A 23,945-nucleotide genomic window follows, 5' to 3' on the forward strand; every position below is an offset into this window, starting at 1 on the left:
TTTATTGAAATATATATAAGACTCAAATTAGTGTAAATGCTGATTTGAGTCTTTTTGTTTATAAATTTATAGATATAGAATTTTGATGATATAATAAATTTGCAGTTTAGATGATTAAATTTTATAATATAGTTTAATCTATATTGGAGGTTAGATGAGATATGGGATATATAATTAAGCGAATTTTTAATGCATTTATTGTTTTATGGATAGTTATAACTATAACTTTTTTTCTAATGCATGCTATACCAGGAGGGCCTTTTACGGCAGAAAAATCTTTGCCTCCATATGTATTACATAGTATAGAAGAAAGATATAAATTAAATGACCCTTTATATAAACAGTATGGTGATTATTTATGCAATTTAGTACAAGGTGATTTAGGACCATCATTTAAATATCCAGGTCGTAGTGTAAATGATATCATCAAAGACGGTTTTCCAGTATCTTTTAAATTGGGTATAGAAGCAATTTTAATAGCAATTATCATCGGCATACCAGCGGGAATATTAGCAGGTGTGAAAAAAGATAAATGGCAAGATAGGGCAGTTAATTTTTTTACGACTTTAGGAGTTGCTGTGCCTAGTTTTGTTGTGGCGGCATTACTTATATATGTATTATCGACAAAATTGCATTTATTGCCAGCTGCTATGTGGAATGGTTGGCGATATGAAATCATGCCAGCTTTGGCTTTATCAGGAATGCCGATGTCATTTATCGCTAGATTGACGCGTTCTAGTATGCTGGATATTTTATCACAAGATTATATAAAAACAGCGAGAGCCAAAGGTTTATCATGGAGCAAAGTTTTGATAAAACACGCTTTGCCTAATTCATTAATTCCTGTAGTAACTTATTTAGGCCCTATGACAGCTAGTATTTTGACAGGTAGTTTTGTCATTGAAACTATTTTTGCGATACCAGGATTGGGGCAATATTTTGTAACTAGTATTTATAATCGAGATTATACTGTAATTTTAGGTGTAACAATTTTTTATAGTGTGATTGTAATTGTTTTAAATATGGTAGTGGATTTACTTTATCCGTTATTAGACCCACGCATTAAAATCGGTGAAGAAAAAGGTGAATGAAGATGATAAATAAAGATTTATTTGTGCCTTTAGAGCGAGAAATTTTGCAGGTGCAAAAAAAAGAAGAAACTTTGGGATATTGGCAAGATGCGTGGATTAGGTTAAAGAAAAATAAAATGGCTTTGCTGGGATTAATCATTATCGTATGTTTGATAGTTGTAGCTATTTTCGGTCCTATTTTTTCTAGCCATACTTATGATGAACAGAATTTGATGATGACGAATAGTTCTCCTAGTTGGGAGCATTGGTTTGGTACGGATAATTTAGGTAGAGATATTTTTATTCGCGTGTTATATGGTGCGAGAATTTCTTTAGCTATTGGTATAGTGGCTAGTTTATTAAATCTTTTTATTGGTGTAATCTATGGCGGAATAGCAGGTTTTTGCGGTGGCAAGATTGACCGCATAATGATGAATATTGTTGATATTTTATATAGTGTACCGACTTTATTATATGTGATTTTATTGATGGTAATTTTAAAGCCAGGGCTTATCAATATTTTTATTGCTTTAGGTATTGGTTATTGGTTACAAATGGCAAGAATTGTGCGTGGTCAGATATTATCAATGAAGGAACAAGAATTTATTTTGGCAGCCAAAACAATAGGTGTATCGAAAAAAAGAATTTTATTTAGACATTTATTGCCAAATGCCATGGGGGCAATTATTGTAACAATGACATTAGCTATTCCTGATGCGATATTTACAGAAGCTTTTTTGAGTTTTATTGGACTAGGAGTTTCTGCACCGATGGCTAGTTGGGGCGTTTTAGCGTCAGAAGGTGTAAATAATTTACGTGCATATCCTTTTCAATTATTTTTTCCAGCAGTAGCTATCAGTGTCACTATGTTGGCTTTTAACTTTTTAGGTGATGGTCTGCGAGATGTTTTAGACCCTAAGATGCGTCGTTAAAATAGTGAAGAAATGAGTGTTTACCATGGAAGAAAATAAAGAAATTTTACAAGTAAAAGATTTAGCAGTTGCTTTTCAGACTTATCGAGGAAAAGTAAAAGCAGTACGCAATGTCAGTTTTGCTTTAAAAAGAGGACAAGCTTTGGGCATAGTGGGCGAGTCAGGCTGTGGAAAATCAGTAACGGCTCATGCTATCATGGGTTTATTGCCTAAAGAAAATAGCATAATTGAAAATGGTCAGATTTTATGGCAAGGTCAGGATTTAGTTAATTTTCAAGATGAAGATTTAGCCAAAATTCGTGGCAATAAAATTGCGATGATATTCCAAGATCCAATGACATCTTTAAATCCTGTACTTACAATTGGTACGCAGATAAAAGAAGTTTTATTTTTGCATAAACAATTATCGGATAAAGAAGCGACAGAAAAAGCTGTAGAATTATTAAATTTAGTAGGGATACCATTTGCCCCAAAAAGATTGAAAGATTATCCCCATCAATTCAGTGGCGGTATGCGTCAACGTGTGATGATTGCAATGGCACTTGCCTGTGAACCAGAATTATTGATAGCAGATGAGCCGACAACAGCTCTTGATGTAACTGTGCAGGCACAAATTTTAGATTTATTGAAATCTTTACAAGAAAAATTAAATATGTCCATCATTATGATATCGCATGATTTAGGAGTTATTGCCAATATTTGCGATGAAGTAGCAGTTATGTATGCAGGTCAAATCGTAGAAAAAGCAAATGTTGATGATTTGTTTTATCATGCACATCACCCTTATACGCGAGGTTTATTAAAATCTTTGCCTCATTTAAATTTAAATAAAGAAGATAAATTATATGTGATCGATGGACAGCCACCAGATTTAAAAGAAAGTATTGATTATTGTCCATTTGTCAAACGATGTACAAAAGCAATGAAAATCTGTATGCAATTGATGCCAGAAAAGACACAATTAAATAAAGATCATTATGTAAAATGTTGGTTGGAGCATGAATTTGCACCCAAAGAGAATAAGGAGGAATTTTGATGAATTTATTAGAAGTCAAAAATCTACATAAAGATTTTGTAGTGAAGCGTTCTTTTTGGGGAAGACCAAAACAGATTTTGAGAGCAGTAAATGATGTCAGTTTTTCCATAGAAGAGGGAAAAACATTAGGTCTTGTAGGTGAGTCAGGCTGTGGAAAATCAACTACAGGTAGAACTATTATCGGTTTATATAAACCGACAAAAGGCAAAATCATATTTGCAGGCAAAGATATTTCACAAAATAAAGAGATGACAAAAGATATTCAAATGATATTTCAAGATCCATATGCTTCATTAAATCCAAGAATGACAGTGGCAGATATCATTGAAGAGCCTTTGCTTGTGCATAATTTATATACAGATAAAAAACAAAGACAAGAGCGTATCTATGAATTATTGGAATTAGTGGGATTGAGTAAAGAGCAGGCAAACCGTTTTCCTCATGAATTTAGTGGCGGACAAAGACAGCGTATCGGTATAGCTAGAGCACTTGCTTGTGAACCTAAACTGATTATCTGCGATGAACCGATTTCGGCACTTGATGTATCTATTCAAGCACAAGTCGTAAATTTACTAGAAAAATTACAACATGAATTAGGTCTGACATATTTATTTATCGCTCATGATTTAGCTATGGTACGTTATATCAGCCAAAAAGTAGCAGTTATGTATCTAGGGCAAATTGTAGAGCTTGCCGATACAGAAGATTTATATACAAATCCTCTACACCCATATACGAAAGCATTGTTATCTTCAATTCCATTGCCAGACCCACAAAAAGAAAAACATAAACAGCGAATTATCTTGCAAGGTGAATTGCCAGGTCCATTAAATCCGCCAAAAGGTTGTCCGTTCAATACACGTTGCCCAAAAGCTAAAGAATTTTGCAGACAGAAATTACCTGAAATGAAAATGATAAATAATAGATATGTACGTTGTCATCTTTATGATGAATAAGTAAAAGCACTATAGTTTTCATGCTATAGTGCTTTTTTATAAATAAATTATTTTTTTTCGTTTAATTCAAAGATGATATCGCGAATTTGAGCAGCTCGTTCAAACTCTAAGTTGCGAGAAGCTTCTTGCATTTCTTTAGTTAAAGAAAGAATTAATTTTTTCTTTTCTTTAACAGTCATTTTCAATTTTTTCTTTGGTTTTTCAGCATCATAACTTGCTTTTTCTTCTGCAACCATAGTAGTTTCAATGAGATTTTTTATTTTCTTTTGAATTGTTTTCGGTGTTATATGATGATCTTGATTGTATTTATCTTGGACTTCTCGACGACGCATAGTTTCATCAATGGCTTTTTGCATAGAATCGGTGATGCGGTCGGCGTACATGATTACTTTACCATGAGCATTTCTAGCAGCACGACCAATTGTCTGAATGAGAGATGTCTCTGAACGCAAGAAGCCTTCTTTATCAGCGTCTAAGATAGCTACTAAAGAGACTTCTGGCATATCCAAGCCTTCACGTAATAAGTTAATCCCTACGAGTACATCAAATTTTCCTAGACGTAAATCGCGAATGATTTCCGCTCTTTCAATAGTGGCAATATCAGAATGAAGATAACGGACTTTGATACCCATTTCTTTTAAATAATCAGTGAGATTTTCAGCCATTTTTTTAGTCAAAGTAGTGATGAGCACACGTTCATTTTTCTTAGTGCGAATTTTGATTTCTCCAAGTAAATCGTCCATTTGCCCTTCAAGTGGGCGAATTTCTATTTCAGGGTCTAATAGACCAGTTGGACGGATTATCTGTTCTACTACTTGATTTGCTTGTGCTAATTCAAATGGTGCTGGTGTAGCAGAAACATAGATTATCTGATTGATATGATCGAGAAATTCTTCAAAGCGCAAAGGACGATTATCAAAGGCAGAAGGCAAACGAAAACCGTTATCTACAAGTGATTCTTTGCGTGAGCGGTCGCCTGCATACATAGCTTTTATCTGTGGTATAGTAACATGAGATTCATCAATGACGATTAAAAAATCATCAGGGAAATAATCAAGAAGTGTATACGGAGCTTCGCCAGCTTTTCTGCCTGTTAAATGGCGTGAATAATTTTCGATGCCAGAGCAATATCCCATCTCTTCCATAGTTTCTAAATCATAATTTGTGCGTTGTTTCAAACGTTGAGCTTCTAAGAGTTTATTATCATCTTCAAGGATTTTTAATTGCTGTTGAAGTTCTTCTTGTATGGAGTCGATAGCTTCTTTCATATGTTCTTTAGAAGTTACATAGTGAGAAGCAGGATAAATTAAAATGTGTTTGCGTTGACCATAGACTTCGCCAGTCAATGTATCTACTTCTAAAATGCGGTCAACCTCATCACCAAAAAGTTCAATGCGGATAGCTCTATCACTATAGCCAGCAGGAAAAATTTCAATGACATCACCACGAACGCGAAATTTACCACGGTCAAAATTTATATCATTGCGTTCATATTGGATAGAAACTAATTTTCGCAAAATATCATCACGAGGATATTCTTGACCTTCACGTACAGATAAGACTAAATCATAATAATCTTCTGGTGAACCTAAACCATAGATACAAGATACGCTAGCAACAATGATGACATCACGACGTTCGAATAAAGAACAAGTTGCAGAATGGCGAAGCTTATCAATTTCATCATTGATGGAAGAATCTTTTTCGATATAAGTATCTGTTTGGGCAATATAGGCTTCTGGTTGGTAATAATCATAGTAGCTGACAAAATATTCTACAGCGTTATGCGGAAAAAATTCTTTAAACTCACTAGCTAATTGTGCAGCTAGCGTTTTATTATGAGCGATAACAAGTGTAGGTTTTTGGATTTTTTCAATTAATTTAGCGATAGTAAAAGTCTTTCCTGTACCTGTAGCACCTAATAAAACTTGTGATGTTTGACCATTTTGAATGCCTTGAGCTAAAGCTTCAATCGCTTGAGGTTGGTCGCCTGTAGGTTCAAAAGGTGCTTCTACTTTAAAGGGAATTTTATTTTCAGTTTGTAATGTATTTAATTTTGGTATGTGTACCATAAAATCATCTCACTTATAATATTAATATTTAGCTTTAATGATAAATGGAGAAGAATATTTTTTCAATATCATGATATAATTATTTTAATAAACTAAGAAAAGAGGTTATAAACATGATTTTTGGCAATCTTAAATACGCAGATAAGTATGATTTTTTGACAGAAAAAATTAAAGCTTGTTTTACTTATGCAAAAGAACATGATTTAACTGCATATGAAAAAGGTAGTTATAAAATAAATGGCGATGAGTTTTTTGTTAATATCGAAAACTATGCTACAGTAAAACGTGAAGAGCGCTTTTGGGAAGCACATAAAAAATATATTGATGTGCATATGATTATTGAAGGCAAAGAAAGTATTGATGTGAGCTTTTGCGATGATATGCAAATAAAATCATTTGACGAAAATCGCGATTTTGTGGAATTAATAGGTGAAGAAAAAGCTAATGTTAACTTAATTAACAAAGGTGATTTTCTAATTTGTTATCCAGAAGATGCTCATCGTACTGCTATTATCTGTCAACAAAGTCAAACTATAAAAAAAGCTATCTTTAAAATTAAATTATAAGAAAAAAATAGCATGCTTAGGATAATACTTAAGCATGCTATAAGCATAATAATACAACAATATAATGATTAGTTTGGAATTTTGAGCAATGATTACTTTATGTTTGCTGAAGACATAAAGTAAAACCGATAAATAAAAAACCCCTTTTCGCTTTGAAAAGAGGTGAATAGACACATTGAGTAAATTCTAAAATTTACTGTCTAATCTCCTCCCCATCGCTCGCAGGTATGGCAATTAAAATAAATTAATTGCACACGGTGATTGTTAATCAGGCAGTTCTCCTGACTCGAGTTCATTACTATATCCAAGCCTTCCCAGTTTCCCAGTGACATAAATTTGGATAAGTTCCCTCATACAGTGGCGGGACCGTTTCAGCTTAATAATAAATTACGTACTGAATTCCCTATTAAGTCCAAATGGACACCTGATTCATTGAACTATATTCAGTTCTTTTTTAGAATATCACTATATAGAATTTGTGTCAATACTCTATATAAAATAATTATCTTAAAAGTATTTTAATTTATCGTTGACAAATATATAAAATAAAAAGTATAATAAAGGCGACAAGTTGATAATGAAACCTTATAGGTGCATATTTATGCTTAATAGGGAAGACGGTTAAAATCCGGCACGGTCCCGCCGCTGTAAAGAGGAGCAAACTTCATGAATGTCACTGGGAAACTGGGAAGGCGAAGTGAGCAATGATACTGAGTCAGAAGAACTGCCTATAAGAAGCATCGTCGTTTGACCTGCGAGAGACGGGGAGAGATGTAGTAGAATGTATATGTTTTTTATACATGTAAATTCTAATTATAATTTTCTACCGTTTTTCATATATTGTTTATGAAAAGCGGTTTTTCTGTTTATAGAGATAATCCATGAAGATGGCTCATGATTATCTTAAGCAAGTGCCATCGATGTATCATATTAATTTGTTGTAAATTATGTTTAATTTACTGAAAAATTTAATCATTATTATGATTAGCATAAATACTTGAATAATTTAATAAAAATGGTAAATAATATTTGGGGAATATATATTACCAATCCAGCCATCACTAAATTTAGTGATGGCTTTTTTATAAATTTTATATTTAATATCTAGGTAGGAGGAACTCGAACCATTTATTAGATATATAAGAGTATTTATTAACTATTCAATAATAGTATTAAATTATCCCCTTAAATGAAAATGCAGAAGTAGAGAAGGGAAATTATTATATATGGAACAAGATAAAACACTTGGCGAAGAAATTCGACAAGAAGAACAACAAGAACAAGATATTCCTGCTGTTACTTTTGATGAGTTTGAAATTCCTTCATATGAAGAATGGAAAGAAGCTGTAGTGGCATTATTAAAGGGAAAACCTTTTGAAAAAAGTATGTTTACTAAAACTTATGAAGGTATTACATTAAACCCTATTTATCGTATGGAAGATTTAGAAGGGTTAACTCATAATAAGACTTATCCAGGAATGGAAAGTAATTTACGTGGAGCTAATGCTAGTGGTTATATACATAAACCATGGACAATAGCTCAAGAGTGTGATGCTAAAACTCCTAGTGAAGCCAATGAAATGGTAAAATATGAATTATTAAAAGGTTCAACAGCTGCAAGTGTAGTTTTGGATACAGCAACACGTAAAGGTTATGATGTAGATACAGCTAATAAAGAAGAAATCGCAGATATTGGTGTTTCTTTATCGACTTTATCAGATGTAAATAAATTATTAGATGATGTTGATTTAGAAAAATTTGAAATTGATATTTATGCAGGTGCTTCTAATATAGCATTACTTTCTGCTGTTGCAGTGGTGTGTGAACAGAAAAAATTATCACTAAAAAAACTTCATGGTGCTATTACAGCAGATCCTATTGGAGAATTAGCTTTAGATGGAAAGCTTACACGACCTCTTGATGAATATTATGATGAAATGGCTCATAGTATTTGTTGGGCAGAAAAATTTGCACCAGAATTAAAGACTGTAGTAGTAAATACAGATGTTTATCACAATGGTGGTGCAAATGATATCCAAGAAGTAGCATATGCCATGAATGAAGCTGTAACATATATGAAATCTATGGAACGACGTGGCATTGATGTGAATACTTTTTGTCGTCATTTACGTTTTCATTTTAGTATAGGTGCAAATTTTTTTATGGAAATTGCTAAATTACGCAGTGTGAAAATGATTTGGGCTCAAATTGTTAAAAATTGTGGTGGAGATGATATAGCTCAAAAAATTAATATATATGTAAGTACATCGTCTTTTTGTCAAACAGTATATGATCCTTATGTAAATTTACTTCGTGCAGCTACACAATCATTTTCTGCTGTTGTTGGTGGTATGGATGGTATGTTTGTAAAACCATTTGACCATTGTATACGTCCTAGTGATGAATTTTCTCGTCGTATTGCACGAAATATTCAAATTATGGAGCAACATGAATTTAATTTTATTCAACCAATAGACCCTGCTGGTGGTAGTTGGTATCTTGAACCATTGACAGAAGAGTTTACTCAAAAGGCTTGGGCAAAATTTCAAGAAATTGAAGCTCATGGTGGTTTAATAAAAGCTTTAGAAAATAATACTGTGCAGATAGCTATTAATGAAGTATTACAAGCTCGTTTTAAAAATTTAGCAACAAGAAAAGATCGTGCTGTTGGTAATAATATGTATCCAAATATGACTGAAAAATTATTGGAAGTACCAGAAATTAATTTTGATAAAATTATAGCAGATAGAAAAATGGCAATTAAAGTTAATGTAAAAGTACGTGACAATGATTATGTTAAATTATTATTATCGGAAATTGGTAAACGTGATTTTAGTGAACATGGTTCATTAATAAATACAGTTAAACAGACTATTAAAGCGGGTGCCACTTTAGGTGAAATATCTACAGCACTTACAGGAGAGGCGACAGGTGAAGTTATAGAAGCTATTTTGCCACATCGCTGGACTGAAAGATATGAACAACTTCGTCATCGCACAGAAAAGTATCTAGAAAAAACAGGGGAAAATGTAAATATTTTCCTTGCTAATATGGGACCTATTCCACAGCATAAAGCACGTGCAGATTTTGTTACTTCATTTATGCAAGTAGCAGCATTTAATGTACTTACTAATAATGGTTTTCCAACAGTAGAAGAAGCTGTACAAGCAGCTATTGATTCAAATGCTGATGTAGCTATTGTTTGTTCTACAGATTCAACTTATCCAGAACTCGCGCCAGCTGTTACTTCTGGTATTAAGGCTGTAAAACCTAGTATGAAAGTTTTTTTAGCAGGTGCACCAACACCAGAATTAAAAAAAGCATGCGATGAAGCGGGTATGGACGATTATATAAGTGTTCGTTCTAATTGCTATGAAACTTTACTTCGTATGCAAAAAGAAAAGGGGATGATTGAATAATGTCTAAAATACCAGATTTTACACAAATTCCTTTTCAGCAAGCAATACAGAGTGAGGTCGCTTTTGCTAAATGGAAAGAAAGTTTAAAAGCAGAAACTGGAAAATCTTTTGAGGAAAATTTTTATCGCACTATGGAGCAAATAGATGTAGCACCACTTTATGATGAAAATGTTTATAAAGATTGTAATCATTTAGATTTTGTAGCAGGTATTCCACCATTTTTGCGTGGTCCATATGCAACTATGTATGTAACAAGACCATGGACAGTACGACAATATGCAGGTTTTTCTACAGCAGAAGAATCAAATGCTTTTTATCGTAGAAATCTTGCAGCTGGGCAAAAAGGTTTATCTATTGCTTTTGACTTAGCAACACATAGAGGCTATGATTCAGACCATCCTCGTGTAGTAGGAGATGTTGGTAAAGCAGGAGTAGCAGTTGACTCTATTTTAGATATGGAAATATTATTTAAAGGCATTCCACTTGATCAGATGTCAGTATCCATGACTATGAATGGTGCAGTACTTCCTATCATGGCTTTTTATATTTTGGCTGGTGAAGAACAAGGTGTAGATAAAGCTGTTATGGCAGGTACTATTCAAAATGATATTTTAAAAGAGTTCATGGTACGTAATACTTATATTTATCCACCAGCAGCTTCAATGAGAATTATTGGTGATATTTTTGAGTATACTTCTAAATATATGCCTAAATTTAATAGTATATCTATTTCTGGTTATCATATGCAAGAAGCAGGTGCAACAGCAGATATTGAATTAGGTTATACATTAGCTGATGGTCTTGAATATTTGCGTACAGGTACAGAACATGGATTAACCATTGACCAATTTGCACCACGATTATCTTTCTTTTGGGCTATGGGGAAAAATTATTTCATGGAAATTGCTAAAATGCGTGCTGGTCGTATGCTTTGGGCTAAAATTGTCAATTCTTTTCATCCTAAAAAGACAAAATCTATGGCTTTACGTACACATTCTCAGACTTCTGGTTGGAGTCTTACAGAACAAGATCCATTTAATAATATTACTCGAACTTGTATTGAAGCTATGGCAGCAGCTCTTGGTCATACACAATCTTTACACACAAATGCACTAGATGAAGCTATAGCTCTTCCTACAGACTTTTCAGCTCGTATTGCTCGTAATACGCAATTATATATTCAAGATGAAACTAAAGTATGTAAGGTAATTGACCCATGGGGTGGTTCGTATTATGTAGAATTTTTAACAAATCAACTCATAAAAAAAGCTTGGGCACATATTCAAGAAATTGAAGCTCTCGGTGGTATGTCTAAAGCAATTGATACAGGTCTGCCTAAAATGCGTATAGAAGAAGCAGCAGCACGTCGTCAAGCTCATATTGATTCTGGTAGTGAAAAAATTGTTGGCGTAAATTATCTTCGCTTAGATAAAGAAGATCCACTTGATATTTTAGAAGTTGATAATACAGCAGTTCGTTTAGCTCAGATTGAGAGACTTAAAAAATTACGTGCAAATCGTGATAATGACAAAGTTCGTTCTTGTCTTGAAGCTATCACTCGTTCTATGGAAACAGGTGAAGGTAATTTATTAGAATTAGCTGTAGAAGCAGCAAGAGCACGTGCATCTAAAGGTGAAATTTCTGATGCAGTAGAAAAAGTTTGTGGTAGACATAAAGCAATTATTCGTTCTATATCTGGTGTATATAGTAGTGAATTTAGTGATGATGATGTTATTAAAGAAGTTCGTGATATGACAGATAAGTTTGAAGTGGAATATGGTCGTCGTCCTCGTATCTATATTGCTAAAATGGGACAAGATGGTCATGATCGTGGAGCAAAAGTAATTGCTACTGCTTTTGCTGATATGGGTTATGATGTTGATATTGGTCCATTATTCCAAACACCAGAAGAAGCTGCTCAAGATGCTGTTGATAATGATGTGCATATTGTAGGTATGAGTTCCTTGGCAGCTGGTCATAAAACTTTAATGCCACAACTCATTGAAGAATTGAAAAAACGTGGTCGTGAAGATATTATGGTAGTAATTGGTGGGGTAATACCTGCTCAAGATTATGATTTCTTATATGAACATGGTGCTGCTGCCATTTTTGGACCAGGTACGATAATTCCTGTTTGTGCAAAAAAAGTATTGGAGCTTCTTAACAAACGTCTGGAGGACTAATGTTATGACTGATACGTATAAGCCTTCATGGAGACCTGATAATAATGATGATAAATTTGCCTGTAGAGTTATGCGAGGTGTAGAAGGTGGACATGATGGTATGAGTGAGCAAAATAAAACTGAACATCATGTAAATAAACCCAAAATAGTTAAACAAGTAAAATTAACAGTAGATGATTATGTTAAAGGTATTTTAGCTGGAAATCGTATGATTTTATCAAGAGCTATTACTTTAATTGAAAGTAATGCAAGTGTACATTTTGCTATGGCACAAGAAGTAATTCAAAAAATTTTACCATATACTGGAAAATCTATGCGAATTGGAATTACAGGTGTACCAGGTGCAGGTAAATCTACTTTAATTGAAGCTTTAGGAACTAAATTATGTCAACAAGGGCATAAAGTAGCAGTATTGGCAGTAGACCCATCTAGTACAGTTACACGTGGTAGTATCTTAGGGGATAAAACTAGAATGGAGCAGTTATCAAGAGAGCCAAATGCTTTTATTCGACCATCACCATCTGGAGGTACTTTGGGAGGATTAACACGTAAAAGTAGAGAAACATTACTTTTATGTGAAGCTGCTGGTTATGATACAATCTTAGTGGAAACGGTAGGCGTAGGACAAAGTGAAACGACAGTACGTTCTATGGTAGATTTTTTCCTTTTAGTTGTATTAACAGGTGCTGGTGATGAATTACAGGGCATGAAAAAAGGTGTTATGGAATTAGCTGACGCTATTTTAGTAAATAAAGCTGATGGAGATAATAAGCAAAGAGCATTGGTGACTCGTGCAGAATATGAACGTATTTTGCAATTTTTGCGACAAGCAACAGAGCACTGGACTACACATGCTTATACTTGTTCAGCATATACAGGTGAAGGAATTATGGATTTTTGGCAAAATGTTGTGAAAGTTTTTATGAAACAAGGTTTTGCTAATGGTGTTTTGAAGGAACGTCGAAAACAACAAACGATTTCTTGGGTGTATACTATGATAGAAGAACATTTGCATAATTTATTTTATCGTTGTCCAGAGATTATAAAAAGTAAAGGAGAAATTGAAGAAGATGTAATTAATGGAAAATTATCTGCAACACTAGCAGTGCAACAGTTGATAGATAAATTTGCTAATGCTGATATTAATGAAAACAGTTTAAGAAACTTATCTCCATTTGATTTAAAATGAATAATAAAGGCGTATCCTTAGGGATTACGCCTTTATTTATAAATGAAGAAAGGATTTTTAAGATATGGATTATAAATTACCAAAAGGTTATATAGATTTAATTGAGAAAAAATATAATTTAAAAGTATTAGATAATCATTATATTTTAGTAGATAAAAATTTTCAAAGATATAATATGATGATTGATGTACAGTTTAATGATAAAATGTTAAAAGTTTTTAAAGAAAAATATGCACAGGAAAAATCAAAAAACCATGTAGCTTGGGAAGAAAGAAAACAAACAAAAAGTATTCGTTTTTATGCAGAAGTAGGTAATAATATTTTATTATTATGGGATTCTTTACAAGAAAAATAAAAATAACCACTATCTAGCCCAATTTTTTTATTAGATAGTGGTTATTTTTATATAATAAGAAGGTGACTATCTATGATAATTGATATTGAAAATAGGAGAAGTATACATAAGTTTAAGCAGAATAAGTAACAAAAGGATTTAATTAAAAAATTTTAGAAGCTGGACGATAAGCTCCTTCTGCTAAAAATAGACAACCATGGTATTTTATAGTGGTTATGGATAAATCAAAACAAGAATGTATGCAGATTTTAAATTAAGGAATAACTAGGGAATTAATGCAATCATTATTACCTAATTATGTTAACTATATCAATAGTGCTCAAAATAGTTTTAAAATTATGCAAGAAGCTACAGTACTTATTTTTGTAATAAATACATTATCTAAAGAATATAGAAAATTCTTGAGTTTTGAGGAACATATTGCTGAAATTTGTGATATTCAAGCAATATGTGCAAGTATTGAAAATATGTTATTAACTGCTAACAATTTAGGATTAGGAAGTTTATGGATAGGAGATATTTTCTTTGTATATCCAGAATTAAAACATTGGTTAAATAAAAAGGGTGAAATAATAGCTTATATTGCATTATTGGGTTATGCTGATGAAAAACTTGTAGTTAGACCACGAAAAGATTTTGATAAAATTGTTCAATGACGTGAATAAATAAAACCACTATTATAGTATAATTTTAAAGATATAATTTCATACTAAATAGTGGTTTTATTTATTTAAATCATTTTTATTAAAACAATACCAGTAATCATCGTCATTAAGCCAATAATTCCCAAAGGCTTGATGCGTAGACCGAAAAATAATTTATCAATAATTGTAGTTAAAAGTAAACCACAAGCACCAAATAAGGCATAAGCAATGCTTAAATCCATGATGCTAATAGCGTAAGCTAAACATAAAAAGGCAAATCCAACTAAACTGATTGCCAAAAATCCATATAATTTATATTTAAATCCTTGAGATTTTTTTAGACAAATATTAGCCAATACATCGAAAAATACAGAACCAATAATCAATAAAGTACCAATCGTACCATCTGACATAATATTCAACTCCATTATTTATTTGAAACAGTATAAGTTCCTTTTTTTATCATGATTAAACCACTTAAGATTACCATAAAAGCTAAAACTTTTAATAAAGATAAATCTTCATTAAAAATAAAATAAGCCACAGTAGCTGTGCCGATTAATCCTATACCTTCCCAAATAGCATAAGCAGTACTGATGGGAATTTTTACAATGGCTTTACTTAATGCAAAATAGGAACAAAATATAAATAAAAGCATTAAGATATAACCTTCCATACCACCTTTTATGGCAAAAAATTTCATTAAAGCTGTACCTGTTATTTCCAAAATAATTGCTAGCAATAACATTAACCAGCAATATTTTTTCGTAACCATAATAACAAATCCTTTCTTAAAATAGAAATATATTACTTCTTATTTCAAGTATAAACTATGGTATAACACCATAGTCAATAGCTCTTTGTTCAATTTTATTAATGTATTTTAGTTATAGATTGAATAACAAAGCTGTATTTGAATTTAATATTACTTTGCATAATAATATAAATATAGTAGATTATGAAGGAGATATAATTATAAAATCATCATATTTATGCTATTTAGTAATAGAAAATTGAATAATAGAGTTATAGAGGTTAGGGAAAATGAATAATTATTTAGAACATAATAATTTAAAAAATTTGAAAGAAGATAAGGAGATTGAACGAAAAATACAATTGATTTTGCGTGTGGGCAAAGTCTTAATGGAAAGTGGAGCTGATGCAAATCGTATTGTACGCAATATGAAACGCGTAGGCGTATTTATGAAAATACCAGAGCGAAGATTGCAAATTCATATTACTTTTACAACAATAATGGTTAATATTAATACAGGGGACAAATCTATTACTAATTTCCAAAAATGTTATAGACATGGAGTAGATATGACAGCAATTTCTGGAGTTAGTAAATTATCATGGCGAGCTATTGAGCAAGATTATTCTTTAAATGAATTTGAAAAAGAGTTGAGATTTATTTGTTTGCGTAAAAGATATTATAAAAAGCCTTTAGTGATGATTAGTGCAGGGCTGGCTTGTGGTGGCTTTAGCTTATTATTTGGTGGTGATTTTTTTGCATTTATCTACACTTCTATTTGTGCAATGATAGGTTATTGGACGAGAATGAAATGCAATTTATTAAAATTTAATCCATATGCATCAATAGCTATTTCTGCTTTTGTAGCCACTATTTGTGCATACTTTATACATTTTATGCCAACTAATACGCCATGGCATCCACTCATTGCTTGTAGTTTATTTATCGTGCCGGGAATTCCTTTGATTAATGCGATAGATGATTTTGTAGATAATTATATTACAGCAGGAATGACAAGGGCGATGAATACTTTATTGATGATAGGAAGTATGACTTTTGGCATAGCTTTTGCCATAAAATTATGTGTAGTTCAAGATTTTACAAGCTTAAGTATTTCTTCTAATTCATTTGTAGTTTGTGCTGTTGCAGCCTCAGTAGCTGCTATAGGTTTTGCAACTATTTTTAATATGCCACCTAGATTGTTAATTGTAGTTGCCTGTGGAGCGATAATTTCAGTGGGAGTACGCAACTTTTTAATGTTAGAATATGATTGTTCACAAGCAACGGCTTCGCTTGCAGGTGCTGTCATAGTCAGTTTATTATCTTTGAAAGCTGTACATATAGTACATGCACCTAGTCATGTATTGACTATTCCGTCTGTAATCCCTTTAATTCCAGGTGTTTTTATGTATCGTTTACTATTTAGTATTATTAATTTAGAAAATGTGGATAATATGAATTATCATCATGTTTTAAATAATGGTGTTAATACAACTTTGATATTATTGGCGATAGCTGTTGGTGTGGCAATTCCTAATATCTTTTTCCGCAATTATATTAATAAGTTAAAAGAAGATAAATTGATGTTTTTGGTGAGAACTAAATCAAAAAGAGCATAGATAAAATAGAAAAAACTGTACTAAAATCATAAATTGTTTAGTACAGTTTTTTCGTTTTATTTAACTAATTTTATTTGATTTAAAATAAATGGGTCTTTGATATCATTGTCTTTGGCAAAGAGCAATACTTTGGTGATGATTTCGGTTGTTTTAGGGTCCTCATCAACAAAAGGTAAAAATAAGCGACCACGATGTTGGGAAGGAACAACAGAAATAGCGATTTCAGCTCCTGCCATTTGATGAACAAGACCGCTACCTAAATGAATGGAATAATCTGCTAAATTTCCTTTGATGATAGCAAAATTATCATTTAAGGAAACATTATTCAATTTAAAGAGTGGTAAAGTAAATTCTAAGATAGCTTTGCGCATCTGTATTGTAGAATGGCTTGTTTCAGGGTCTACGCCACCTACATGAGCAATGCTGATAGCTAAATCTACATCACGCATAACTTCAGAGAAAACAATATCAGGAATATATTTAATTAAAATATCTTTGAAAGTTTTGCGATCATAAAATGATACATATTCAAGTATAGGAGCTTCAATATCGGCAGGAGTAAACCAATCAACAGCAGCGTAAATAGTAGCAATAATATTTTCTTGATAATATACTTTTTGTAGACCTTCATAATAGCTAGCAATCCAATTGCGAGTTTTTAAAACAGCTTGCGTTTTTTGTGGTTGGATTTGATAACCATCATAACGATGAGATTGAGCAGAATTTAACTCATCATCTATTTTTAAATATAATTCACGGAAAATTTGTTTGAATGGCTGTTTAATTTGACGTGTAAATAAATCTTGCTGATATATATGCCATAGATTGCTTTTATATAAATCTATAGGGTGAGCGATACGAATTTTATCATCAGCATTTAATTTGATGATATTTTTTGTAGGTGAGATTAAGCTATTATTTTGGAAATAGCCTATATCATTATCATGAATAAATACTAGATTTTGAAGCAATGGTTTTAATATAGGATTTTGATTGAGCAAAGTGATTTCATCTGCCAAAAATAAAGTGGAATTTTCCATAGCTTGTTCAAACATAATTTTTGAACGGCGATATTGGTCAATAAATTCATTTTTGGCTTGTTTTAAAGCAAGATAATATGGTTCTTTTTTGATTTTACTAGGTACAGATTTTAATTGTTTATTTTGTTTTTGACAAATAATAGAAGTTTTACCATATTCATCTACTTGTAAATAAATAGAAACATTTTCTAGCTCTTTAGGCTCAAAATATTGTTGTTGATTTTTGATTAATTGTGTTTCCATATTTAAAATAAAGCGGAAAGTATTAGAAAAATGAGCATTTCTTGCTAAATTATTTAGAGCAATTTTACAAGCTAAGTTTTCACTAGATTGTCTTTGTGAGCCAAATTTTTTACTTTCTTTGTGAAATTGCTGAATGAATATATAACGCTTGAGCATTTCTTTTTGTGCAGTCTTAGTGATTTTACCGCTCTTAGAAAGTGGTATTAATCCGTAAGCCATCAATAAATCTTTGTTGCGTTTTGCAATTATTTGTGCTTTGACTTCATCAGCGGAGAATAAACCGTTAGTAGCGTCAGCGTATTTTCTAGCACGTGTATGAGCATTTCCTTCAGAGATATATTTAGCAGCATCATATAAAATAGCAAAACGTTCTTTACCTAATTGTTTATAGCATGATTTAAACCAATCCAAATCAAAAGCTCCATCACGTAAATCTTCAATGGAAATCGGCGTGTATTTAGCAAATGTAGCAGCTAATTTTTTATCAGCATAACGCATATGTGCTAAGAAATAATAGCAACCGCTGACAAATCCTTTCCATTTCAAAATTTTATCCACTAATGGTATCCATGAAGGTGAGAACATACAAGCTTCGATTAAACGAATATTAGAGATAGATTTATCTTTTAGATACGCTTTTAAATCTTTAGCTGTTTCATCTTTTTTAGGTTTGCAAATACTTAATAGATAAGAAAAGATGCTATCTTTATTAGTTATTTCAGACCAAAGATAAGAGATATTTTTTAATTTACTTTTGCCTAATGCTGTTAAAATATCAACAAAATAATGAATGCCTTTTATTTGTTTGATATTATTTATTAATTTAGTGTATTTAGTAGGCAAATCACCACGTTTTAATTCAATGGATAAAATTTGAGATATGATGATATCGGCAAAATTTTGGCTATAAAGTAGTAAATCTTGTTTTATTGTTGGTCTTTCAGCAGAAAAATCACTAAAAGCTAAAGTCGAAAAATTTTCTTCAAATAAAGAAGATAATTGATTGAGTTTTGAAGATAATTGTTCTGATGAGCGTTGGAAAATATCGATATAAAGTTCATCTTCAGCGATTAAATTCATTTGCTTAGCACGAAGGAAATTATATATAGGCAAATAAATTTCATATTTGTATTTTGTGTAGAGATTATACAGTAAAATAAAGCTTTCTTTGAAACTAATATCATCATTATAGTTATTTAAAAGTGGCATAAGAATGAAAGTACAACCAACAGATTTACTACCATAATGATATTGCGTTAAGAAAGAAATAGTCATTTTATTTTGTTTAGCTATGACTTTATTAAAATCAAATTTTTCTAAATGACGTAAAGCCCAGAATTTAGCAACTTCAAAACAGTATTTTTGAGGAACATAATATTCATAGAGATTTTCAATAATAGTGGTTAAACTTTCTATACGGGAATAATTATTTAATTTAGTTTGTATATATTTGGATTTTAAACAAATTGAATTGTCATTGAATGTATTAGTTATTACATCTTTAAATGGTGAATTTATATCGAAATAATTCAATGATATAAATAGATATAATTGATAAAGTTTAGCGGGTGTTTTGATATATTGAGCATAAAAATCTTGCCAAAGATTAGGATAAGGATATTTATATAAATTAAATTTTTCTTCCCAAGAAATGCGTCTAAAGTCATTATCTAAAAGGATTTCACTGCCATATAAAGGATTATACGAAAGCATTTTATGTTTTTCGTAAAAATTAGATAAATCATCTACTATTTGGAATAATTCTTGAAGTGAAAGCGGATAAATATCTGTTATTTTTAAAGAATTGTTTACTTCAGATAGTGCAAGTTGAGTTTTTAATGTAGTATCGTAAGATAATTCTTTAATAGTAGGGTCATTATCATAGCTATCATTTATTTGCGAAATTAAGATTTGTTCATTAGTTGTAGGATTAGTAAGTGTACAAAGATATGATTTGGCAGTATTAAATAGGGTTTGATTATGAGGATTTTTTTGCAATTGCAATAATATATCTAAACCAGCAAGGCGAATAGAGCCTTTTTTATCGCTCAATAAAAATTTTAAGGTATTAAGTAATTGTTTTTCAGGCTGTTTTAATAAGAGTCGAATGATATTTTGACGTAAATCACTGTATTTATATTTGAGCATGGATATGAGAAGGTCATATTCATCTTTAGAAATGGCGAGTTTATTGATGATGTTATAGCTTTCTTTGCGTGTGGCTTCACTTCTATCAGCTAGTAGGCAAAATACTAATTGGCGTTGAGTTAGAGTTTTAGGAGTAGTATATAATTTTTTCAAATAATTATCGCGCCAAAAAGTATCAAGTCGAGAAATTTCACTGCAAAAATCATCTAATAATTCATCAGAAGCTAGATAATAACTAATATCTGCCATTTCAATCAAAACATCACTTAAGTTTAGAATTTCAGTATGCCATGGAAAAACGCAAGGCGAGAAAATTTTTTCTTTAGGTAAATTTTGCGATAAAGCTTTTAATTTATAATAATAATCTGTTAGATGTGTGGAGCTGAAATTATGCTCAAGGAAATTTTTATAAACTGTATCTTTTAATTTTAGACGGAATAATATAGCTATTAAGGAGAGATTATCTTCTGTTAAATTGTATTGGGTAACTAATTCATAACGCAATTTAAAAATTATTTGATTATCATTGATTACATTTAAGAAATAACCAGCGACTAGTTTTTGATGTTTTTGACCATTTTTAAATAAATCAAGGATAAATGGTATAGTTGTTTCTACATTATAAAAAGCATATGACCATAGAGCTAAATAAATTTCCACAGGATTTTGGCTATTGAGTGATTGATGGCGAAGCTGTTCGTTCGTTAAAAATTTAGAGAAAGAAGCGATTTCTTTTTTTGTGATTTTATCAGCATTATCAATATCAATTAGACTTGTCCATGTGGCTATAGCTCTTTTTACAGATGCATAGCGAATTAAATTATTTTCTTCGATTACTTTTAATAGGGTTAAAAAAGCTTCTACTGTGCCATTATCCATATTTTCAGTGATGGATTGGCGCAATCCTTCTTGCAATCGTCCAGCTAAGAGTAAATCACCTAATAATTTATGCAGATGCTGATTATGACTTTTTACTATGGAATTGATTAAACCATAAGAAAGAAAAGCAACTTGATTATCACCTAAGATGATATCTTCAATTAATTTTATTGTTTGTGTATTATTGTTATCGATTTCAGCGGCTAGAACATAAATACCAAAACTTTGCAAATAAATATAATCTTGTAGTGGTAAATTATTTTCATCGATAGGTTTACAAGATAGTTTTAATTTTTCTAGAGGTGTTAATTGAGTATTGCGATAGATTAAAAATTCATTTAATACATCGAACATGCGACTTAAATATAGATGTGATTGGTGAGAACGTAGTGTGCGTCTATACCAGTTAGTTTGATAAGGGTAATCCATTAAATTATCTAGGGCTAAGAAAAATAAATTTACTTTGTCTTTGCCTAAGATGGTCTGCAATACAATTTTTTCATCATCAGAAAAATAAGAAGATATAGGCTTTGTTAATACTTCAGGTAAAATTTTTTGCCAATGTAGATATAAAGGGTGATTAGAGAGCCTTTCTTCTAAGGAAAAAGAAGCGTAATAATAATTATATCTAGTTTTTACTTGTAATTCAGTTAAATAAATATCATAAATATTTTGTTGCGTTGTAGAAAGTTTATTTTTTAACTTTGCAAGTTCAGCTATTATTTTATTTTTAAATTCTTTATTATTATTGAACCATCTATCTAAACACATAATAAAAATCCTTTCTAATTTTACGAAAAAGTTTACCAAATTCTTCCTGATAACATGGTTAAGCGGATAAAAGTTAATTTGTCATTTTCTTGTAAATTGATTTTTTCTTCTAGGGAAGATAGTTCGTTATCGTTTAAAAATATACGAAATAATCCATCATTAAAAGCCATAATAACATTATCAAAAGCCGATTGAATGTCTTGTTTTTGTTGGCGGTAATCTAGATTAAAGGATATTTTTCCAGAAGGCGATTGATTTTCTATTTGAGTTAACGATAAATAATTTAATAAGGTAGGTTCATCATCTATATTGCCAATAGCACGATGATTGAATTTATCTACTTGTTTAGTTACGATGTCATAAAGTAAATCATGTACAGTAAAAAGGGAGTCTTTGATAATAAATTTTTGTGCTTCAATACTATCTTTGCGTTTGCCGAGTTGTTTTACTTGAATGTAGATTTGCATATAATCCCTCTTTTCTAAATTTAAAATAAACAATATCGTTTAGTATATAATTCGCTGAATTTAAATAAAATCCTTGCAATTTCTTGAGGTCTTATGTTAATTTGAGTGATATTTGAAATAAATATAATTTTGTATGTACTATTATCTTAGATTGATATTATAATAGAATAGGATATTTATTTTATGATTAAGAAGGGCATTTATACTGATGAAGAACGTACCAATTTCTAAAAGCATACCATATAATATAGATGAAAATTATTTAGAACTGACAAGAAAAGTTCATTTGATTTTGCATGTAGGTCGTTTGATGATGGAAAATTCAGCAGATACGAGCAGGATTGTGCGAACTATGCAACGAACAGCTGCTTATGCAGGGATTTTTGGCGACCAATTGCATATTCATGTTACGTATACTACTTTGATGGTCAGTGTGAGCGTTGGCAATTATCATATGACGAAATTGCAAAAATGTTATCAGCATAATGTTGATATGAATGTGATTTTAGAAGTTAGTAAAATGACATGGGAGGCAATCGAAAGAGATTATACTATTGAGCAATTTGAAGCTGAATTGAAGAAAGTAGAAAGCAAGAAAAGCAAATATGCGACTTTTATTATTAATCTTGGAGCAGCGCTGGCTTGTGGCGGTGTAGGTAAAATGTTTGGCTGTGATATCATGGCATCATTATATACTGCAATAGCAGCATTTATTGGCTTTTTTGTGCGCAGTCAATGTTTAAAAATTGGTATAAATCCTTATATGGCGATTGTAGTATCTTCATTTACAGCTACAGTGATAGCATATTTTACACATTTTTTGCCGTTTACAGATACTTCATGGTACACTATGTTGGCATGTGCTATTTTTATCGTTCCAGGTGTGCCTATGGTCAATGCTTTAGAAGATATGCTCGATTGTTATATTACAGCTGGCATAACAAGAGCGATGAATACTCTGCTGATGGTTGGTAGTATGACTTTTGGTATAATTTTTGCCATAAAATTATTCAGTGTAGAAGATTTTACGCATTTATCGACAGTAAATCATCAAGCATATATTGTTTATGTAATATCAGCTTTTATAGCAGCTGCTGGTTTTTCTACCATGTTTAATGTTCCGCCACGTTTATTATGGGTAGTCGGTCTAGGTGGAGTGATTTCTGTCTGTGTACGTACTTTGTCTATGGATTTTTTAGGTGTTGGTTTGCCGATTGGAACATTGCTAGGAGCAATGGTGGTAAGTATTATTGCTTTGAGGGCTGTGCATTGGTTTCATGTGCCTAGCCATGTGCTTACGATACCATCAGTTATTCCGTTGATGCCAGGTATTTTGATGTATCGTTTGTTATTTAATATAATTGATATTGATACTTTAGATGTAAGTAATTTTTTACAAGCGTTTCAAAGTGGTGTAAATGCTACTTTGATAATTCTAGCAATAGCTGTAGGTGTGGCATTGCCAAATATTTTTGCCCAGAAATATATTAGAATTTATGATAGTAAAAGATTGAGCAGGGCTTTATCCGAACGAAAATATCGTCAATATCATTTTAAAGAGATAAAACAATTAGAACTGTTTAAAGAATAGAAAAAAGACCT

The 23,945-nt window shown here is 31.4% G+C and carries 17 protein-coding genes and 2 riboswitches; of the genes, 12 read left to right on the plus strand and 5 right to left on the minus strand.

Annotation, left to right across the window (positions count from 1 at the left end; translation table 11 throughout):
• Window positions 1-161 precede the first annotated feature (161 nt).
• Genes GXM21_RS04360 through GXM21_RS04375 form a run of 4 tightly spaced genes read left to right on the plus strand, consistent with a single transcriptional unit; the run spans window position 162 to window position 3,994 of the window.
• Window positions 162-1,091, plus strand: coding sequence for an ABC transporter permease (locus GXM21_RS04360; protein WP_008538339.1), 930 nt, complete (start codon window positions 162-164; stop codon window positions 1,089-1,091).
• A gap of 2 nt (window positions 1,092-1,093) precedes the next feature.
• Window positions 1,094-2,002, plus strand: coding sequence for an ABC transporter permease (locus GXM21_RS04365; RefSeq protein WP_276324476.1), 909 nt, complete (start codon window positions 1,094-1,096; stop codon window positions 2,000-2,002).
• A 25-nt stretch (window positions 2,003-2,027) separates the two neighbouring features.
• Complete coding sequence (locus GXM21_RS04370) at window positions 2,028-3,038, plus strand: ABC transporter ATP-binding protein (protein ID WP_008538336.1); 1,011 nt, start codon at window positions 2,028-2,030, stop codon at window positions 3,036-3,038.
• Complete coding sequence (locus GXM21_RS04375; protein WP_008538335.1) at window positions 3,038-3,994, plus strand: ABC transporter ATP-binding protein; 957 nt, start codon at window positions 3,038-3,040, stop codon at window positions 3,992-3,994. Before GXM21_RS04370 ends, GXM21_RS04375 begins: the two co-directional genes overlap by 1 nt.
• 47 nt (window positions 3,995-4,041) lie before the next feature.
• On the opposite strand, the gene uvrB is transcribed toward GXM21_RS04375, so the two are convergent.
• Window positions 4,042-6,066: an excinuclease ABC subunit UvrB gene (gene uvrB, locus GXM21_RS04380; RefSeq protein ID WP_008538334.1), complete on the minus strand. Its 2,025-nt coding sequence runs from the start codon at window positions 6,064-6,066 to the stop codon at window positions 4,042-4,044.
• Between the two features lie 113 nt (window positions 6,067-6,179).
• Between uvrB and GXM21_RS04385 the strand changes: the two genes are divergently transcribed.
• The 6 genes from GXM21_RS04385 (at window position 6,180) to GXM21_RS04410 (ending at window position 14,434) form a co-directional block, all read left to right on the plus strand.
• Window positions 6,180-6,632, plus strand: coding sequence for a NanQ anomerase/TabA/YiaL family protein (locus GXM21_RS04385; protein WP_008538333.1), 453 nt, complete (start codon window positions 6,180-6,182; stop codon window positions 6,630-6,632).
• Window positions 6,633-6,886: 254 nt separating this feature from the next.
• Window positions 6,887-7,075, minus strand: a riboswitch (cobalamin riboswitch).
• A 129-nt stretch (window positions 7,076-7,204) separates the two neighbouring features.
• Window positions 7,205-7,378: riboswitch (cobalamin riboswitch) on the plus strand.
• Between the two features lie 480 nt (window positions 7,379-7,858).
• Complete coding sequence (locus GXM21_RS04390; protein WP_008538332.1) at window positions 7,859-10,051, plus strand: methylmalonyl-CoA mutase family protein; 2,193 nt, start codon at window positions 7,859-7,861, stop codon at window positions 10,049-10,051.
• On the plus strand, window positions 10,051-12,234 hold the full coding sequence (gene scpA / locus GXM21_RS04395; RefSeq protein ID WP_008538331.1) for a methylmalonyl-CoA mutase: 2,184 nt from the start codon (window positions 10,051-10,053) through the stop codon (window positions 12,232-12,234). Before GXM21_RS04390 ends, scpA begins: the two co-directional genes overlap by 1 nt.
• 4 nt (window positions 12,235-12,238) lie before the next feature.
• Window positions 12,239-13,423, plus strand: coding sequence for a methylmalonyl Co-A mutase-associated GTPase MeaB (meaB, locus tag GXM21_RS04400; RefSeq protein ID WP_008538330.1), 1,185 nt, complete (start codon window positions 12,239-12,241; stop codon window positions 13,421-13,423).
• Window positions 13,424-13,487: 64 nt separating this feature from the next.
• Window positions 13,488-13,778, plus strand: coding sequence for a hypothetical protein (locus GXM21_RS04405; RefSeq protein WP_008538328.1), 291 nt, complete (start codon window positions 13,488-13,490; stop codon window positions 13,776-13,778).
• A gap of 275 nt (window positions 13,779-14,053) precedes the next feature.
• Window positions 14,054-14,434 (plus strand): nitroreductase family protein, encoded by a 381-nt coding sequence (locus tag GXM21_RS04410; protein WP_008538327.1) that lies wholly within the window; start codon window positions 14,054-14,056, stop codon window positions 14,432-14,434.
• Between the two features lie 74 nt (window positions 14,435-14,508).
• Here the strand turns inward: GXM21_RS04410 and GXM21_RS04415 are convergent, their stop codons facing one another.
• Together GXM21_RS04415 and GXM21_RS04420 are read right to left on the minus strand one after the other, a co-directional pair.
• A complete protein-coding gene (locus GXM21_RS04415; RefSeq protein ID WP_008538326.1) occupies window positions 14,509-14,835 on the minus strand; it encodes a DMT family transporter in 327 nt (108 codons plus the stop codon).
• 14 nt (window positions 14,836-14,849) lie between these two features.
• Complete coding sequence (locus tag GXM21_RS04420) at window positions 14,850-15,197, minus strand: DMT family transporter (protein WP_008538325.1); 348 nt, start codon at window positions 15,195-15,197, stop codon at window positions 14,850-14,852.
• A 269-nt stretch (window positions 15,198-15,466) separates the two neighbouring features.
• Here GXM21_RS04420 and GXM21_RS04425 point away from each other — a divergent pair, with 269 nt between their 5' ends.
• The gene (locus tag GXM21_RS04425; RefSeq protein ID WP_008538324.1) at window positions 15,467-16,795 is read left to right on the plus strand and encodes a threonine/serine exporter family protein; all 1,329 of its coding nucleotides are present in this window, start codon (window positions 15,467-15,469) and stop codon (window positions 16,793-16,795) included.
• Window positions 16,796-16,851: 56 nt separating this feature from the next.
• Here the strand turns inward: GXM21_RS04425 and GXM21_RS04430 are convergent, their stop codons facing one another.
• Window positions 16,852-21,876: a DUF4132 domain-containing protein gene (locus GXM21_RS04430; protein WP_008538323.1), complete on the minus strand. Its 5,025-nt coding sequence runs from the start codon at window positions 21,874-21,876 to the stop codon at window positions 16,852-16,854.
• Between the two features lie 32 nt (window positions 21,877-21,908).
• Complete coding sequence (locus GXM21_RS04435; protein ID WP_008538322.1) at window positions 21,909-22,343, minus strand: hypothetical protein; 435 nt, start codon at window positions 22,341-22,343, stop codon at window positions 21,909-21,911.
• 208 nt (window positions 22,344-22,551) lie between these two features.
• Between GXM21_RS04435 and GXM21_RS04440 the strand changes: the two genes are divergently transcribed.
• Window positions 22,552-23,934, plus strand: a complete 1,383-nt coding sequence (locus tag GXM21_RS04440; protein WP_008538321.1) for a threonine/serine exporter family protein — start codon at window positions 22,552-22,554, stop codon at window positions 23,932-23,934.
• Window positions 23,935-23,945 lie beyond the last annotated feature (11 nt).

Source organism: Megamonas funiformis (assembly GCF_010669225.1).
GTDB classification, from domain to species: Bacteria; Bacillota; Negativicutes; order Selenomonadales; family Selenomonadaceae; genus Megamonas; species Megamonas funiformis.